This is a genomic window from Desulfovibrio desulfuricans DSM 642 (assembly GCF_000420465.1).
Lineage (GTDB): Bacteria > Desulfobacterota > Desulfovibrionia > Desulfovibrionales > Desulfovibrionaceae > Desulfovibrio > Desulfovibrio desulfuricans.
In genome coordinates, this window is sequence record NZ_ATUZ01000013.1 from 353,568 (window position 1) to 370,280 (window position 16,713).

Genomic DNA, 16,713 nt, shown 5'->3' on the forward strand with positions numbered 1-16,713 from the left:
TGAAATGCTACGCAATATACTGATATTTTTCGCCCTGATAATCATGCTATCGGGATGCTTACCTGACTTGAGCAAGTATTCGACTGCTGAGGCACCCCAAAAGCCCGTAATAGACACTAATACGGGGAAAGTTGTCGAAATGTGGATCCCAAGAAAAATGAGAATGATTGAATCATGGAAATATATTGCCAGAGCTGAAGAAGAAATGTGTTCTGAGGGTTATTATATTGGAAAGTATATTAACAAGCAGCACCCTGCTCAAAAGTATACATACAAGAAGTACAATGACGAAGGAGACAGAATTTGGTCCTATTATTATTACGACCAGCCAGCATCTTCTGTCACAATGGACACGTTTAACATAAAGCGTATGACTGTTTTTAATTTGTATACGGACAAAAATGGCAAAATTTATGGCTGCACGTGGGCCAGATATCCTGGCGGATACAATTTAAAACACGGCACGGACGATGGTTTAACCCCGTAGTATGTGCAATTGCACGTAGAAGGCACCCCATTTTACAGACAATGCTGCGCTGGGCAGACGAATACACAAAACAAAAAACCCCGAAGACCTATGCACAAAAACATTGCCCTGCTCTGCCTGTTCACACTGCTCTGCTCCTGTGGCCCATCCACAGATAGAAACCAGAGCGGCCTTTTTGGGGAGTATCCAGAAAACTATGACAATGGAAATGGCTTCACTCTTTGGATGCCAAAGAACATGCATGCTCGCCAGGGCATGTACACATTTGTTGTGCAGAAGTATATAAATTATTGTGTAAATGGCGACTATAATGGAGGAAAATTTAAGTCAGATGAAGTGTATAAAGAACTTCCTGACGGTGGCCGCGTGTATGCTTACTACTACTACACAGAAGATCATGATGTTGGTGTCAATGCGCCAGCATTCAATCTAAAACCAACACAAATAAAGGTTAAATATTATACAATAATGAACTTTATAGTAAATAACAATGGCATAATAACGCAGTGCAAATACAAGAGATTTCAATAAATAATTGACCAGACAATTATCATAACTTGCCTATATGAACGAATAGCAGCAGTGCAATTTATGCTAGCATGCATTCCCGCAATCTTTTTTGCTGGGCTGTCTGTGGCTTAGCAGATGCGTGTATGGGGTGGGCGCAATGCACATTGGCAGGCAGTAACGATGATTCGTAAAGCTCCAGATGCCAACGGCTGCGGAACAGGCTTTTGCGTGCATGGGCTGACCTCTTTGCATTTGTGCAAAATGTGGGCGCGCAGGCGGGCATGTTGGTGATCAAGGCCCCAAAGCAGTACTCTGAACGATCTGCCCCTTTCAAGCTGATAGCTGATAAATGAGAACTTCCATACACAAAAATATTGCACTCCTCTGCCTGTTTGCTCTGCTCTGTGCCTGCGGCCCATTGCCAGACAGAAGCCAGAGCGGCCTTTTTGGCCGTTATCCGGAAAATTTTGTTGATACGGACGGCTTCACTCTCTGGATGCCAAAACATATGAATGCTCGCCAGGGCATGTACGCATTTGTTGTGCAGAAATATATCAACTACTGCGTAAACGGGGATTATAATGGCGAAAAGTTTGAATCAAAAGAGGTTTATAAAGAACTTCCAGACGGTGGCCGTGTATATGCCTATTACTACTATTACAATCAAGATGAGTCTATTGGCGTTGATGCCCCTGCGTTTAATCTTTCACCAATGCATATCAATGTAGATTACTATACCGTAATGAATTTCATAGTTAATAAAGATGGCATAATTACAAATTGTAAATACATGAGATTTCAATAACGAATTGATCAAATAATTATCATAACTTGCCTATATGGACGAATAACAGGAGTGCAATTTGAGTCAGCGTGCTTTCCCTCAACCTCGTTGTTTGCATGGCTGGCAGGGTTAGGCAGGGGCAGAGATAAGGCGGCATGGGCGGCTAGCACGCCGCCGGGGCAATGCCGTGTTGGCGGCTGGCAAAAGCCTTGATGAACCTGGAAATCACATCGCTGTCAGCACCAATTCTACAAACTTCCTTGTGCCCCCTTGAAGGGAAACTTGTTCGCATCCCACACAACTCAACAAGCAGAGTGGCACTCATTGATTAATCTTAACTAACTTTATTTGACTTGAATAACTTTTTGCGCCACTGTCAGGGCATGTCGCAATCATTGCCCGTCACAACGTGGGAAGTCCTGAAGCTCACTGTTCCACAGATGGGCCTCATGCTGTGCCATCTGGCGGTTTCCATGACCGACCTGTGGGTATGCGGTCAGATCGATGGTCGAATCCTCGCGGTGCTTGGCGGTATCTCTCAGGTTTTCGCCTTTCTCATGCTTGTCACGTCTACGGTTGTCAGCGGCTGTATGGCCACTGTCAGCCGCGCCGTGGGGGCTGGGCTGCTCTTGCGGGCACGGCGATATGCCGGGCTGGTTCTCTGCATATCGCTGCTTGCCGGAAGCTGCGTTGCTGCTCTGGCCCTTCTGGCATTGCGGATCGTACCTCTTCATGGTTTGTCTTCTCCGGAGCTTGCCCCTGCCGCCTCCCTCTTTGCCCAAGCCTATGCCCTGCAATTGCCTTTTTATTACAGCATGATAATTCTCAATTCCACATTTCGTGCGCACAAAATGGTATGGCTGCCCTTTGCCACTTTGTGTCTGGTGGCGCTGGTCAATTATGTGGGCAGCGTGGGCTGCGGGCTGGGCCGCTGGGGCCTGCCCCAGTTGGGCTATGCAGGGGTGGCGTGGTCAACCGTTGCCTCGTCTGTGCTGGGTTTTGCCTGCAATATCGCTCTGGCGGTGCGGCGGGGAATCATCAGCCGGTCATCCTTTGCAAGCTGGCGGTGGAACAGGGCCGCCCTGCCGAGGTTGTGGCGCATTGGCATCCCCGCAGCCTTGGGCAGTCTGGCAGGGCAGAGCGGCAGCATGGCCCTGCTGGCCTGTGTTGCAAACATGCCCGGCAATGCTGCGGAAACACTGGCGGGGATGACGCTCGGCATGCGGGTTGTCAGCATGCTGTATTTTCCTGTGGCGGCGATGGGTATGACCCTTGCCATCATGACAGGGCATTTGCTGGGCGCACGGCGCAAGGCTGAATGCTACGGCATGGGTCTGCACTATGCCCGACAGGTGGCCATGATCGCCATTGTGGCGGCAGCGGCACTGTTTTTGAGCCGACACGCCGTTGCTCGCTGGTTCACCCACGACCAGGCCGCCGTAACGGTGGCAGGGATTTTTCTGCTGGTCGCCTGCGCAAAACTGCCGCTGGAAGTAGTGGGCATGCTGTTGCAGGCAGTGCTGGATGGCGCAGGGGCCACGCGCCTTACCAGCCGCATTACTGCCCTGACCCGCTGGGGCATCTGCGTACCCCTGGCCTATGCCCTGACCTATCTGCTGCATCTGGGGGCCACTGGCATCTTTGTGTCCATGGCCTGCGCCGAAGCAATCGGAACCCTGTGCCTGCTGTACCTGTACAGGCAAAAAAAATGGCTTGGTAGCCTGTGATCTCTTTGATATACCCTACAAGTTAACAGTATTCAAAGAATGTTAGACAGAGGTATATCAAGGAGCCGCCCCCAATGCCCGAAGACGAAAAGCAGCTTTCGCCAGCGCTGGAAAATTATCTCGCCATTATTTTCAGGCAGGAATTTGCCGCCGGGGCCTGTAGGCCCAGCGACATTGCTGATGCCGCCGGAGTTGCCCGCCCCTCTGTGACCAACGCACTGCGCGAGCTGGCAAAGCGCGGCTACGTGACCTACGCCCCGTACAGCCTTGTAAATCTGACCGAAAAAGGGCTTCGTGCCGGGCAGGAACTGGCGCATCGCAACATGGTATTGAAAGATTTTTTTCAGAATGTACTGCAACTTTCAGAAGACAGAGCCGCAAGTGTGGCCTGTGAGCTGGAACACATCATTCCTGAGGATGTAATGCTGCGCTGGCGGCAGTTTGTGCTGTACATGCACCACACGCAGAGCGAGTGGGAGCATTGGCAGCAAAAAACCGAAGCCCTGCGCGAAGAGCACGCCACAAAGCAACATGCGGCAAGCCCCAAGGCGCCGCCAGCAATCGTGCATCGCAAAGAGTTTGTAAAAGACTGACCGACAGGCCCAAATCGATGTGCCGTGCAGGCATTTTGCATGCGTCAACAGGGCGGGTTTTCGCGTTATCAGCGCATGCGGGGGTACTCTCGGCCAATCCGCTCTAGTGGAGCGAATATTCCACAGGCACCCGCACGCTAAAGCTGCTGCCGCGAACTTCGGTATCCAGACCGGCAAGCCTTGTACCCAACTGCTCCGTGGCTGAATCCAGCACGCCGTGACCGCTGCCCCTGTGCAGCGAGGAGCCAGTGACCTTGCCATCGTTGCCCACCTGCACCAGCAGAATGGCTGTGCCCTCGGCTCCGGTGCGCCGTGCGTGCTTGGGGTAGTTTTTATACTGTTCTATGGCCCCCAGCAGTTTGTGCAGCACGCTTGGGCTGGCTGCGCCGCCTGATTCCGCGCCGTTTTTTCCATGCCCCGCAGCTCCCTTGCCGTCTGCAAGGCCCCTGGCCTGCGGCTCAGCCCCAGTGCCGGGGGTAGCCTCTGCGGCAGTTTGCTGCGGCGTCTGCACGGCAGCGGCGGTTTGCACAGGTTTGACCGATTCGGATCGTTGCACGGCCCGCTGTACTGCTTGTTGCGGGGGCTTGCTCGCGCTGGTCTTTTTTTTGACTGGCGAAACCATTTTTTCAGCCGCCTGCGCCATGTTGGTCACAGGTTGCGGCTGGGGCGCTTCCTGCGGCTTCATCTCCTCTTGCGGCGTGACCGCCCTCGCCGGAGCTGCCGTGCCCCCATCCGGCAGGCCCGGGGCAGCAGAGGGGCGAACGCTGGCAGCCATCTGCGCAAGCGACACCCGATAGACCTTTTCCTGCGGCAAGGAGGCCTGTCCACCCAACAGCAGGGCAAGGGCGATAAGGCCGCCGTGCAACGTCAGCGAAGCCATGGTTGATCCTGAGCACAGACCGGGCAAGACTGACAGTTTTTTCATGATGTTGACCTCCATGCGTGCAAGGTCGCCTGCGGCAGGGCTTTGCGGCACTGCCGCAGGCGGGCCTGTTCTGTTATACCGTGGCAGCAAGGGCCGTGATGTATTCCCGCGCCTGTCGGCAGTCTTCCTGGTCGGGATGCTTGGCGGCTTCTTCAAGGCGGGCGCGGCGTTCGTCCGTCATGGGGTGGGCGTTGTTGGCCATTTTCTGCATCATGGCCACCACTGCCGGGTCAACGCGTCCCTGACACAGGAATGACCCCAAAACCCTGTTGCCGCGTTGCGGCTCATTGAGCAGAGCTTCTCCTTTTTTTTTGCAGTCAGCGGCGTGTTCCGAGTCAGGCCATGCCCCAAGGGTTCCGAACAGGGCCACGGTGCAGTTTTCGATGCTCTCAATATACCGCTTGGCATCGGCATCGGGCATGCCTTTGTCCACCCAGTAGCCCACGGCCACAAAGTCATAGCCGCTGGGGTTCGGGGCATCCTTTACAGGGCAAATATCGCAGTCGTGCAGGCCCTCAGCCACGGCACGGGCCACCTTTCCCGTATTACCCGTGCGGGAGGAGTAGACCACCAGAGTTTTCATTGCACATTCTCCATGCCCAGCGCCGTGCGCAGCGCCAGAAAGCGTTCTTTTACCGAGGGGATGAGCGCGCGGTTTTCGCGCCCTACGTAGATGGAAAACACAACCGCGCCCGCTGCATCAAAAAACTGGATGCTGTGACTTTCCAACCCCATGAAGGGCAGGGACAAAAAAGCCATGTGGGCAATATTGTTGCTGCAAATGTGCCCGCCCAGGGGGCAGCCGTGATCAAGGTTGAAATAGCCGCCCCCGTGCTTGCCCGCAGGGATTTGCCCCTTGATCTCCACAACGCTGCCGCCGTGGCGCATGATAAATGTGGCGGATTCCCACGCTGTAAGGTCGGCCCATATGGCGTCAAAGTCCGCCGCTGCGGCAAAGACCCGCATGGGCTGGGGCAGGGCTTCTGCCGCCTGAAGTTCGCTGACGCCGCAGGCCTGCGCCAGCGTGTCCAGCATGACCATTTTTTTCTCTGCCAGCAGGGACGCTACCTTGTCTGCCAGTGCATTGCCGTTTGCCGTTGTCATGGCAACTTCCTTTACACCGCCTGAGCGGTGGGGTTGTTGTGTTGGGCAGTGATGCTCGGGGTGTTGCCGTGCTGCCTGCGGGCGGGAGTTTCCGTCAGCGGGGTTTCGATTTGTCGGGGGCTGATCAGCGGCAAGCGCAGCGCCTGCCGCCCCATGCCAGCCAGCAGCTCCAGATCGTGCGTGATAAGCAGCACACTGCGCTCCTGATGGGCCTGCCGCTCAATGGCGGCTGCAAGCCTGTGCATGTTGGCCCCGTCAAGGCCGCTGGTCGGTTCGTCCAGAATGAGCAGGGAAGGGCGCTTTGCCAGAGCGCAGGCAACGACCAGACGCTGTTTTTCCCCGCCGGAAAGCGACTGCGGATGCCGCCCCGCGAGATGCAGCAGGCCGAATTCTTCAAGCAGCATGCGCGCATGGTCGGGATCCTTTTGCCCGGCCAGCTCCAGACAGGTCTGCACCTCCTGCTCCACGGTGCGCATGTGCAGTTGATGGTCGGCATTCTGCAACACCAGACCGCTGTGGCGCATGCGCTGCTTTGCATCGCACTGTTGGTCGCGAATGAGGATTTCACCGTTCTGCTGCTGGTCGAGGCCAGCAAGAATCCGGGCCAAAGTGGTTTTGCCCGCTCCATTGTGTCCGATGATGGCAGTGACGCCGCCGGGCAGGTCAAAATTGACGCCTTCGTAGAGGGGCTTGCGGCCTTTGTGCGCATGGGTGAGGTTGCGGGCCTGTATCAGCCCGTGGGCGCTGGTGCAGCCGGGCAGGGTGCGGCGCGCATCGGGAACGCGGGCTTCGCGCAGGCCGAAGCGCCGCCGCAGTTCCGCATCGTGCAGCATGGCAAAGTCGCCCTCTGCTTCAATGCGCCCCTCGCGCATCACAACAACCCTGTCCACCACGTCGGCCAGCCAGTAGAGCCTGTGGTCAACCACCAGAATCGCCATGCCACGCTCCTTGAGCTGGGCCAGCTTGAGGGCCAGCTCGGCCGTGGATTCCGGATCGAGGTTGGCCGTGGGTTCGTCCAGCACAAGAGCCTGCGGGCGCTGGGTCCACAGGGAGGCAAGACCGACCTTCTGCTTTTGGCCTTCAGAAAGCTGATGTATGGATGATCGGCAAATTTCCTCCAGGCCAAACTGCCTGATGGCCCCGGTAACGGCATGGCACATGGTTTCACTGCCAAGGCCTTGCCATTCCAGAGCAAACGAAAGTTCATCTTCAACATTAAGGGCAAAAAACTGCTGCTCGGGATCCTGAAACAGGGTTCCGGCCTGACGGGCAAGCTGGGGCGGGGTCTGATCCGTGGTGGGCCTGCCGTTGACCAACACACGGCCTTGCAGCGTACCACTGAAGTAATGTGGGCACAGGCCGTTGAGCAGCCGGATGAGCGTGGATTTGCCGCATCCGCTTGCGCCGGTGCAGAGCACGAGTTCGCCCGGCTCTACCGTAAGGCTGAGGTCGCGCACGGCAGGGGTTTGCTGGTGCGGGTAAGTGTAGGTGACGTTTTCACAACGCAGCATCAGCGCATTCCTCCAAGGCTGGTTCCGCCCAGATGTATTTGCAGCGCCAGAGCCGCCCCCAGCGCCGCACAGGCCGCAAGCAGCAGCAGGGTGTCGCGCAGGGCCCAATGGCAGGTTTTATAGGGGGTCATGGTTTTGCCGTAGCCCAGCCCCTTGAGTTCTGCCGCGATGCCAAGGTCTTCTGATGTACGTAGCGAGCGGAACAGCAGGGGGGTGAACAGCAGTCGCATGCTCTGCCCCGGATGCCGTGTAATACCCCATGGCGAAAGTCTGTAGCCCCGAAGCCGCAGCGATTCCGTGACCTGCTGCACATCGGCCAGAAAGGTGGGGATAAAGCGCACCACAACCGCTGCGGGCAGATAGATGCAGAATGGCAGCCGCATGCCGCGCAAGGCGTTGAGCAGATCCTGCACACGTGTGGAAAGCGCCATGGGCAAAACCACGTGCAACATGGTAAGCATACGTAAAAAGGGAACAACAAGCCCTGTAAATCCGGCTTTGTTGAGCGATGGCATGAACAGCCCCATGATCCACATGCAGCCCATTGCCATGCCGCACATGAGGGTAAAGAAAGCATATGCCCAGAGCAGCACCATGGGCTTGCGCAGAGAAAGCGCGTAGCACATGGATAATCCGCAAAGCAGCAACTGCCCCTGAATGTTTGAAACAACCAGGGAGCCGATTGCCGCCACCACGCTCAGGGCCAGTTTGGCGCGTGCGTCCACCTTGGGCAGCCAGCCTGCGGCGTCTGCCGCGTTATTGTCGAACAATGCCCGCATGACGCAGCTCCTTTACAGCGTTGTACCCGGTGAACAGACCAGCCGCCGCCCCCAGATACCCCAGTATGACCACTGGCACAGCCGCCATGAGCAGGGAAGGGTTTTCGCGCATGAACAACCAGGAAATCCCCAGCGAACAGACCCGGCTCGCAATGTCGAACACGCCCACGGCCAGCACCGGGCCCCATGCCCGACTGTAGCCGCCGCCAAGGGCGACAAGTGCTTCGGCCATCAGAGCGCCCAGCAAGATGGCGGGCAGCAGGGTGATGCTGGCCCCCAGCAGCAGGGCGCTCACAAGCATGCTGACCAGAGAGAACAGCAGCAAGGTTCCTGCCTTGCGCACCCTGTAGAGCATTACCACCAGCAGGGTCGTGTAGATCAGGTTTTTCAGCAGCAGCGAAACCGGATTCATGCCGCCCCCGGCCAGGGCCACCAACAATGTGGAAACCTTGGCCGCAGCGGCAAAAACCCCAATGACAACGAGCTCGTGGGCGCTCCAGTATCGACGAACCAGTTCACTCATGGTGCAACTCCAATATCCGCCCTTATATAGAAAATGAATACGAAATTCAATATCAATACAAGGGCGGATACCTGATTTAAAATTCCACACTCACCTTGATGTTGGCGTGAACCCCCGGTTCGTAAATGGCGGCATTGGGTTCAAGGCTGTACTTTTGGTTAAAAATGTTAAGTACTTCGCCCACAACCATGTACTGTTTTTCCTTGCCGAACTTTACGCCCAGCATGGCGTTGGCCGTTGTCCACGCATCGTTTTTGTATTCGATGCGGCTGGAGCCGCTTTCGGTCTGGGTTTGACTGGCAAAGCGGGCGTAAACATCGCCGATGATGTCCACGTCGTCGGTGACGGAGTGGAGCGAGCGCACGCCTGCCCGGCCTGTCCATTCCGGTACGCCGGTTTTCCACGTGGTGTAGTCGCCGTTGTCATACTGGCGTTTCATCCAGGTAGCGGAAACGTATGGGGTGAAGCCAAAGGGCAGGTCATAGCTGCCGCTCAGTTCCATTCCGTGGGTTTTGGCCGAGCTGACGTTGCGGTAGCGGTAGATATTGTTGCCGGTCTGCTCGGTGGCAATGTAGTCCGTAGCCACGGTGTAGAAAAGTGACGCATCAAGAGCCAGCCCGTGTGCCGCGTAGCGCGCGCCCACTTCCCAGTTGTTGGAGTGCTCGGGTTTGAGTGAGGAGTTGGGTTCAACCGTGCCGCCGCCCATGCTGGAGATGATATATTTCTCCTGCAGGTTGGGCACCCTGAACCCTTGGGAAAAACCGGCCCTCAAGGTCATGTCGTCAATGCCCTGCCACATGAGCGACAGGTTGAATACCGGCTGCGATTCCCATGAGCTGCCCTCGCCGCCTGCGCTGGGATTGGAATACGTGGTGGTGGGCGGGCCCATCATCTGGGATGTTGTGGTTTTGTCGCCGCGCGCCGTGTTCATGGTTGAGCGCACCCACGTTTGGCGCACACCGTAGTTGAGGGTGAAATCCCACGGCAGTTTGGTTTCCATGAGGCCGTACACGGCATGCGTGTCCATGTAGCCTTCGTACTTGTAGTGCGTGAGGGAATTGATTTTTCTGGTCATGAAGGCGTTTATGGGAATGGACATGTTGGAATAGGTATTGGTGTCGGCATCCAGCCCGTCGCGGTTGAATTCATAACCGGCAATAAGGTAGTTGCTTTCGCCCAGAGCCCAGTCGCTCTGCATGCTCGCGCCCCATTGCTCGTTTGTATTGTCCGCGTAGTTGTTCATGAGCACGGATGTTGTGCCGGAGTTCGCCTCCACATGGTTGAGCATTTTTTTATGGGTGTCTTGCCAGAAGGCGTCCAGCCGGAGCTTGGGCAGGAAGGACGTGAGGTTCCTGGCCTCCATGAAAACGGCGGCTTTTTTGCGCTCCCAGGGGGAAATATCGACGTAAAACGAATTGTCTTCCGTGGTTCCGGCCATGACATCGCTGTAAAACTGCTCGTAGGAGCCGCCCAGAGTGAACTTGTCGCTGAAGTCGTAGCTGAGGAAAGCCGAGCCTGACTGCTCCTTGAACTTTGAATGCGGGGCCTCGCCTTCAGGCGTGGAAAGATTGTGCTGATAGGTATTGAACCCAGTGGCGCGGTACTTGAACCCGTTGTACGCGCCGTAGATGGACAGGCTTTCGTCAAAGCCCTTGGTCGACCCGTTGTAACTGCTGGTTATCTGCCCCTGGATGGGCTTGGTGCCGCCCTTCTTGGTGATGATGTTTACAACGCCGCCCAGCGCCTCGGAACCATAGAGCACAGAGGCAGGGCCCTTGATGACCTCAATGCGCTCAATGATGGCCGGGTCAACGAGCAGCGGCGTGCCGTCCATGGACTTGTTTTCGGCAATTTTTTGCCCGTCGATGAGAATAAGCACGCGGGTGGGGTTTTCACCGCGCAGGGATATGCGCTTCAGCCCCTGCGCGCCCGAATTGACAACCTGCACGCCGGGCACGTCTTCCAGAAGGCCGCCGACAGTTGTCGCTGTCGATTCCTTGATCTGTTCCTTGGTGACCACGCTGACCGACATGGGCACGTCGAGCAGTTCCTTTTCCACCCTTGAGGCAGAAACCTTGACGGTTTCCGTCTCAAGGGTCTGGGCCAGGGCCGGCGCCCCCCAGAGCAGCAGACCGGCAAGGCCCAAGGGCAGGGCCTGAGCGTTTAATTTACGCAGCAGCGACATTCTTTTCCTCCAGCATCGCCTTGAGAAAATTGAGTAAAAGTTGGGTGAGGTTTACCTGCCAGAATTGCCCGGCCAGGGTGAGCACCACCCGGCCATCATGCCATTCAAGCAGTTGGGCGCGTTGCCACTGTGCAAGCACTGGCTCCCATATTTGACCAAGAGGCAGGGCAAAACGACGCTCAAGGCCTTTTACATCCATCCAGCCCTGCTCCATACACTCGGCAACCGACCTGTAGAGGAAGTAGTGGCGCTGGGGGCTTTGCACAAAGGCCAGAGGCTTGCGTCCGTCACGCACATCCTGCTGCCATTCTGCGTAATTGCTGTTGTTCATGTAAAAGTGCCCGCCCAGATTGCCCCCTGCGCCGGGGCCGAAGGCAAGGCAGTTGGCCGAAGCCTTGACATACAGATTGTAGAGGTTGCGTTCGCGCGAAGTGCGCGCCCAGTGGCTGAGGGAAAGGCGGCGGTAGAAGGCCCCTTCCATGTCTTCCACCGCTGCGGCGTACATGGCCGACTGGAGGGGAATATCCGCCGTGGGGGCGATTTTTCCCTGTTCGATGCCGCGCCCAAGCGGGGTCTGGCGGTACACATTGAGCTGGTAGCAGTCCGCCCCGTCAAGGTTGAGGGATTGCGCAACGGCAATGTCTTCGCGCCAGAGCTCCAGCGTCTGGTTGGGGAAACCGTAAATAAGGTCAACAATGACGGCGGCCTGATCGTAGCTCAAAAGCTGCTCAAGGCCGCGCTCCATGTCTTCGCGCGAACCCAGCCGCCCCATGGACTGCCGGATGGAGGTATGGAAGCTCTGCACGCCCAGCGAAAAGCGGTTTGCGCCGCCTTCAAGGCAGGCTTCCATTTTGCGAGGCCCGAAATTGGTGAGCCTGCCTTCAACCGTGATTTCGCAGTCGTTGGCAAGCGGGAGCGCCTCTCGCACTCCTTCAAGAATGCGCTTGAGGTCTTCCGTTTCAAGGGCTGTGGGGGTGCCGCCGCCAAAATACACGGCGTGAACGGGCGTGCTCTGCACGGCCTTGCGCTCGCGCCACATTTGCAGCTCCGCCAGCAGGGCGTCGGCATACAGGCGGCTGTCGCTTTCGTGATAGGCCTTGTTGTAAAACCCGCAGTACAGGCAGTGCGTCTGGCAAAAGGGCACATGGATGTAGGCCACTGTTTTTCCCTTGAGGGGTGAGGCCAAAAGCAGATCCATATGGCTCTGCATGCTCTCCGGCTCAATCATGTTGCCGCCAGTACCGGGGTGCATGGCGATTTTGGCGTCAAAGGCGTGCGAGAGGGCGCATACGCCTTCTTTGGCAAAAAAAGCGGAGAGGTCTTTGGGCGCGCGCCCTGACGCCGCCGATAATTTGCCCGGATCGGGCATTTCGTAAATTTTCTGGTTAGGCTGGGGATGCATCTGCGTTCCTCGATTGCAAATAAAAGTTAGTCTTAACTAATTCTGTTAAATTCAATTAATTAAATTGAAAAAGAATGTCAATATCATCTTGAAAAAAGCTCGACAATTCACGGCAACGCACGGTTGCCAATGAAAAAGCGGTGGGGGAAGCAGCTGGGAGCCAAAGACCGTCAGCACTGCTGGCTGCAATATTTGCGAGGGGAGCAAGGGGGATCGTGATGATGGGAGGGGGAGAGAAAATGCTTGCAATTACCTGAGGGCGCTGCCTGAATTCGGCAGCTTATCTGCAACAGGGTGCCAGTAGGTGCCGCCAGCAAAAGCCCCTGCCCGCATAATCGCAGGGCAGGGGCTTGGGGGCATCAGATGGGCGTTATGGTATCAAGCCAGTCTAGGGCATCAATGTTGCTGCATCACCCAAAGGCCGTGCAACATCGACCCGGTGTGCATGCTACTTCCAGACGCTTTCCGCTACTTCAACAACAAGGCGTATCTTGTTCCACTGCTCTTCTTCTGTCAGCGTGTTTCCTTCTTCTGTGGAGGAAAAGCCGCACTGGGGGCTGAGGCAGAGCTGCTCAAGCGGAACAGTCTGTGCAGCTTCATCTATTCTTGCCCTGATGGCACCACGGTCTTCCAGCGTGCCGGTCTTGCTTGATACCAACCCAAGAACCACCTGCTGGTCACGCATGTGCCTGAGCGGCGTAAAATCGCCTGCACGCTTGGAATCGTATTCCAGAAAAAAGCCGTCCAGTCTGGCCCTGCCAAAAAGCTCCTGCGCCACAGGTTCGTATCCGCCGCTGGAAAACCATGTGGAACGGAAGTTCCCCCGGCAGATGTGCATGGTCACCGTCATGTCGGAGGGCCGGTCTGAGATGGCGGCGTTTACAAGGTCCACGTATTTTGCCGCCAACGTATCAGGATCAATGCCTCTCTTTATCAGGGCTTCGCGCTGTTCGGCGGAGCACAGGGCACCCCAGCTCGTGTCATCAAGCTGAAGGTAGCGGCAGCCAGCGTCGTAAAATGCCTTCAGGGCGTCTTTATACGCATTGGCAATATCATCCAGCAACGCGCTTTCAGACCCATAGAAATTGGGCAGGGTAAACTGCTCGTTGCGGATAGCCAGAACAAAGTGGAGCATGGCTGGGGAAGGAATGGTCATCTTGGCCGTGTGTTCGCCAGCGCAGGATTTGAGAAAGGCAAAATCACGCAGCATGGGGTGGTTGGAAAAGCCCACCGGGCCAGCCAGTTCAACGCTTTCGGCCTTGGTGCGCACGCCGTGAAAAATAAACCCCTTGCTGGTGGTAGTTTTTTGAATGCCCTCAAGCCCGGCAAAAAAATCCAGATGCCACCAGCTGCGGCGAAATTCGCCATCGGTAACGGCCTTAAGCCCGGACTGTTTCTGTTTTTCTACCAGCTGGCGAATGGCCTCGTCTTCCACCCTGCGCAGATCATCGGGGGTGATTTCTTTGTCTTGCAGTTGTTTTCTGGCCTTTTTTATGGATTCCGGACGCAGAAAACTGCCCACATGGTCAGCTCTGAAGGGAGGTTTGTTCCAAAAATCTGCGGTGTTTTCTTCAGTCTTCATTTGTTTATCCTTTATATGCGGTTACGCCAGCGCGGCGCGAACAGTTTTTGCGGCTTCAACCATGTTTTCCAGCGACGGGTAAGCTTCATCCCACTGGCGTGTTTTCAGGCCGCAATCAGGGTTAACCCACAATCTTTCCTGTGGAATGTGCCTGAGTGCACGGCGCAGCAGTTCGACCATTTCTTCCGTTGAGGGCACTCGTGGGCTGTGGATATCGTACACGCCCGGCCCAACTTCATTGGCGTAGTTGAACCTGTCAAAAGCCTCCAGAAGTTCCATGCCGCTACGGCTGGATTCAATGCTGATGACATCGGCGTCCATCTGGGCAATCCAGGGCAGAATGGCGTTGAACTCGCTGTAGCACATGTGCGTGTGTATCTGCGTGCTGTCGGCAACGCTTGAGGTAGCCAGCCTGAAAGCCTCCACTGCCCAATGAAGATAATCCTCCGCTGCTGCGCGGGTAAGGAGCATGCCCTCGCGCAGGGCGGCCTCGTCAATCTGGATGATACGCACGCCAGCCTTTTCCAGATCAAGAACCTCGTCCCGGATGGCAAGGGCAATCTGCTTGCACACTTCTGCCCGCGGGAGGTCGTCCCGTACAAAGCTCCAGCACAGAATGGTCACCGGGCCTGTGAGCATGCCCTTGACCGGCTTTTGCGTGAGCGACTGCGCATAGCGTATCCAGGCTACGGTCATGGGCTTTTTGCGGTACACATCACCGTAGATTACGGGCGGTTTAACGCAACGGCTGCCGTAGCTCTGCACCCAGCCGTTCTGCGTAAAGCAGAAGCCTCCCAGTTGTTGACCGAAGTATTCAACCATGTCGTTGCGTTCCGCTTCGCCATGCACCAGTACGTCCAGCCCCAGCTGTTCCTGCTTTTCAATGCACTGGCGGATCTCATTTTGCATGGCTGCCGTGTATGCGGCTTCGTTTATGCTGCCGTTTTTGAAGTCGCGCCGGGTTTTGCGTATTTCTGCCGTTTGAGGAAACGACCCGATGGTCGTAGTGGGCAGGGGAGGCAAGGCAAGCCAGCCTTGCGCTTTTTTGCGGGCGGCATAGCCGGATTGGCGGTGCAGTTGCGAAGGGGTGACGGCGGCAACCTGCTGCCGCACAGTTTCAATATACTGATCGGGATGCGCGGCGGCATCATGCATATCAGCCGTGATGCTCTGCAATCCTTCGGAATTAGCCTGTTCCGCAATTTTCCCGAGGCTTGCAACTTCCGCACATTTTTGCGCTGCAAAGGCCATGCGGTGACGGATATGGTCCGGCAGGGCTGTTTCTGCCTCCAGATCCACTGGCGAGTGCAGCAAGGAGCAGCTTGAGCCGACAAGAATCCGTTCGCTGCCCAAAGCCGCTGTTGCTTGCGCAATGCACGGCAATATCCGGGCAAAATCCGTCTTCCAGATATTACGCCCGTTCACTGCTCCAAGCGAAAGCGCCATATTATCAGGGATGGCGGCCAGGATTTTGCCCAGTTCATCCCTGCCGCGCACCATGTCCACATGCAGCGCCGCGCAGCCGGAATCCAAAGCCAGCGCGAGATTTTTTTCAAGCGGCCCAAAGTATGCTGTGAGCATCAGCCTGTTGCCGCTGGCGGCGTTGAGACCCGCGTATATTTCGGTAAAGCGCCTGACCGCAGCCGGGGACAGCAACTCTGTGCTCAGCACGGGTTCTTCTATCTGGATACTTTCGCAGAGAGGGGCGAGCGAGGTCAGCAGATCGGCGTACACCAAGGCAATGCTCTCAAGGCGCGACCATTTGTGTGCCTCGTGCCGCGATTTTGCCAGCGTAAGCCAGGTAAAAGGCCCAATCAGAGCTGGCTTGGGCGCAAAGCCCAGATCAACGGCAAGGAGCGTGTCTGCCAGTACAGGATGTTCACCCGGCTGCCATGGAGCGTTGTCCGTAATCTCGGGTACAAGGTAGTGGTAGTTGGTGTCGAACCACTTGGTCATTTCCATGGGCGGGAGATTGCGCAGGGCATCACCGCGTGCAAGGCTGAAGTATCTCTCCAGCGGTGAATCGGCCTTGTCTGCGGCAAACCTTGCGGGCACTGCACCGAGCATGCAGGTGATATCGAGCATGCGGTCATAAAGCGAAAAATCTCCGGTGGCCACATAAGCAAGGTCAGCATCGCGCTGGATGCGCCAGTGTTGCTTTTTCAGGTTGTTTGCGACTTCAATAAGGGATTGGGCGGATCGGGTACCGTCCCAGAAAGACTCAAGGGCTTGTTTCAGCTCTCTTTGTCTGCCGATTGATGGAAACCCGAGAATGTGGGTTTTCATGGGGATGCTCCTTTCAATAGAAGTTGAAAGGGCAGTCCATTTCACGTTCGTCCAGAACAGGATGCGGGGCATCCGTCAGGCCGGGCATTTGCCTGTACGCGAGACAGCACTGCCGAGCTGCGCCAGTCGCAGCAATTGTGACAAGTCGTCTCCTGGCTTCCGGCCTGTGGCAGTCTGGCCTTCCCGTCTGCTAATGCAAACAGTGACCATGACTCAGGTAAATGCCGGTTACAGTGGCGCGCCCGCGGCAGATTTTCACTGCCTTCCGTTTCTCATCACAATATCTGGATAAATTGATATATTGTTTTGTTCTTT

15 protein-coding genes and 1 riboswitch are annotated in these 16,713 nt (G+C 56.2%); of the genes, 5 read left to right on the forward strand and 10 right to left on the reverse strand.

What is annotated here, in order from left to right; translation table 11 throughout:
• Positions 1 to 4 precede the first annotated feature (4 nt).
• From G449_RS0107150 to G449_RS16410, 5 genes are all read left to right on the forward strand, one after another.
• The gene (locus G449_RS0107150) at positions 5 to 487 is read left to right on the forward strand and encodes a hypothetical protein (RefSeq protein WP_022658624.1); all 483 of its coding nucleotides are present in this window, start codon (positions 5 to 7) and stop codon (positions 485 to 487) included.
• A 90-nt stretch (positions 488 to 577) separates the two neighbouring features.
• Complete coding sequence (locus G449_RS16400; protein WP_159060449.1) at positions 578 to 1,018, forward strand: hypothetical protein; 441 nt, start codon at positions 578 to 580, stop codon at positions 1,016 to 1,018.
• 328 nt (positions 1,019 to 1,346) lie between these two features.
• Entirely contained in the window at positions 1,347 to 1,802 is a 456-nt protein-coding gene (locus G449_RS0107165; RefSeq protein WP_022658627.1) for a hypothetical protein, read from the forward strand.
• A 362-nt stretch (positions 1,803 to 2,164) separates the two neighbouring features.
• Entirely contained in the window at positions 2,165 to 3,508 is a 1,344-nt protein-coding gene (locus tag G449_RS16405; protein WP_022658628.1) for an MATE family efflux transporter, read from the forward strand.
• A 74-nt stretch (positions 3,509 to 3,582) separates the two neighbouring features.
• The gene (locus G449_RS16410; protein WP_022658629.1) at positions 3,583 to 4,101 is read left to right on the forward strand and encodes a metal-dependent transcriptional regulator; all 519 of its coding nucleotides are present in this window, start codon (positions 3,583 to 3,585) and stop codon (positions 4,099 to 4,101) included.
• A gap of 103 nt (positions 4,102 to 4,204) precedes the next feature.
• Here G449_RS16410 and G449_RS0107180 read toward each other — a convergent pair whose 3' ends face one another.
• From G449_RS0107180 to metE, 10 genes are all read right to left on the reverse strand, one after another.
• Positions 4,205 to 5,026 (reverse strand): TonB family protein, encoded by an 822-nt coding sequence (locus tag G449_RS0107180; protein WP_159060450.1) that lies wholly within the window; start codon positions 5,024 to 5,026, stop codon positions 4,205 to 4,207.
• Positions 5,027 to 5,099: 73 nt separating this feature from the next.
• Positions 5,100 to 5,609 (reverse strand): flavodoxin family protein, encoded by a 510-nt coding sequence (locus tag G449_RS0107185; RefSeq protein ID WP_022658632.1) that lies wholly within the window; start codon positions 5,607 to 5,609, stop codon positions 5,100 to 5,102.
• On the reverse strand, positions 5,606 to 6,130 hold the full coding sequence (gene hutX / locus G449_RS0107190) for a heme utilization cystosolic carrier protein HutX (RefSeq protein ID WP_022658633.1): 525 nt from the start codon (positions 6,128 to 6,130) through the stop codon (positions 5,606 to 5,608). Before hutX ends, G449_RS0107185 begins: the two co-directional genes overlap by 4 nt.
• Positions 6,131 to 6,141: 11 nt before the next feature.
• Positions 6,142 to 7,641, reverse strand: coding sequence for an ABC transporter ATP-binding protein (locus tag G449_RS16415; RefSeq protein ID WP_022658634.1), 1,500 nt, complete (start codon positions 7,639 to 7,641; stop codon positions 6,142 to 6,144).
• Complete coding sequence (locus G449_RS0107200) at positions 7,641 to 8,420, reverse strand: energy-coupling factor transporter transmembrane component T (RefSeq protein ID WP_022658635.1); 780 nt, start codon at positions 8,418 to 8,420, stop codon at positions 7,641 to 7,643. Before G449_RS0107200 ends, G449_RS16415 begins: the two co-directional genes overlap by 1 nt.
• Complete coding sequence (locus tag G449_RS0107205) at positions 8,398 to 8,943, reverse strand: MptD family putative ECF transporter S component (protein WP_022658636.1); 546 nt, start codon at positions 8,941 to 8,943, stop codon at positions 8,398 to 8,400. The genes G449_RS0107200 and G449_RS0107205 overlap by 23 nt, the downstream gene beginning before the upstream one ends.
• Before the next feature lie 76 nt (positions 8,944 to 9,019).
• A complete protein-coding gene (locus tag G449_RS0107210) occupies positions 9,020 to 11,128 on the reverse strand; it encodes a TonB-dependent receptor plug domain-containing protein (protein WP_022658637.1) in 2,109 nt (702 codons plus the stop codon).
• Positions 11,112 to 12,530 (reverse strand): heme anaerobic degradation radical SAM methyltransferase ChuW/HutW, encoded by a 1,419-nt coding sequence (gene hutW / locus G449_RS0107215; protein ID WP_022658638.1) that lies wholly within the window; start codon positions 12,528 to 12,530, stop codon positions 11,112 to 11,114. The genes G449_RS0107210 and hutW overlap by 17 nt, the downstream gene beginning before the upstream one ends.
• Positions 12,531 to 12,978: 448 nt before the next feature.
• Entirely contained in the window at positions 12,979 to 14,112 is a 1,134-nt protein-coding gene (locus G449_RS0107220) for a 5-methyltetrahydropteroyltriglutamate--homocysteine S-methyltransferase (RefSeq protein ID WP_022658639.1), read from the reverse strand.
• A gap of 21 nt (positions 14,113 to 14,133) precedes the next feature.
• The gene (metE, locus tag G449_RS0107225; RefSeq protein ID WP_022658640.1) at positions 14,134 to 16,398 is read right to left on the reverse strand and encodes a 5-methyltetrahydropteroyltriglutamate--homocysteine S-methyltransferase; all 2,265 of its coding nucleotides are present in this window, start codon (positions 16,396 to 16,398) and stop codon (positions 14,134 to 14,136) included.
• A 122-nt stretch (positions 16,399 to 16,520) separates the two neighbouring features.
• Positions 16,521 to 16,693, reverse strand: a riboswitch (cobalamin riboswitch).
• Between the last annotated feature and the right edge of the window lie 20 nt (positions 16,694 to 16,713).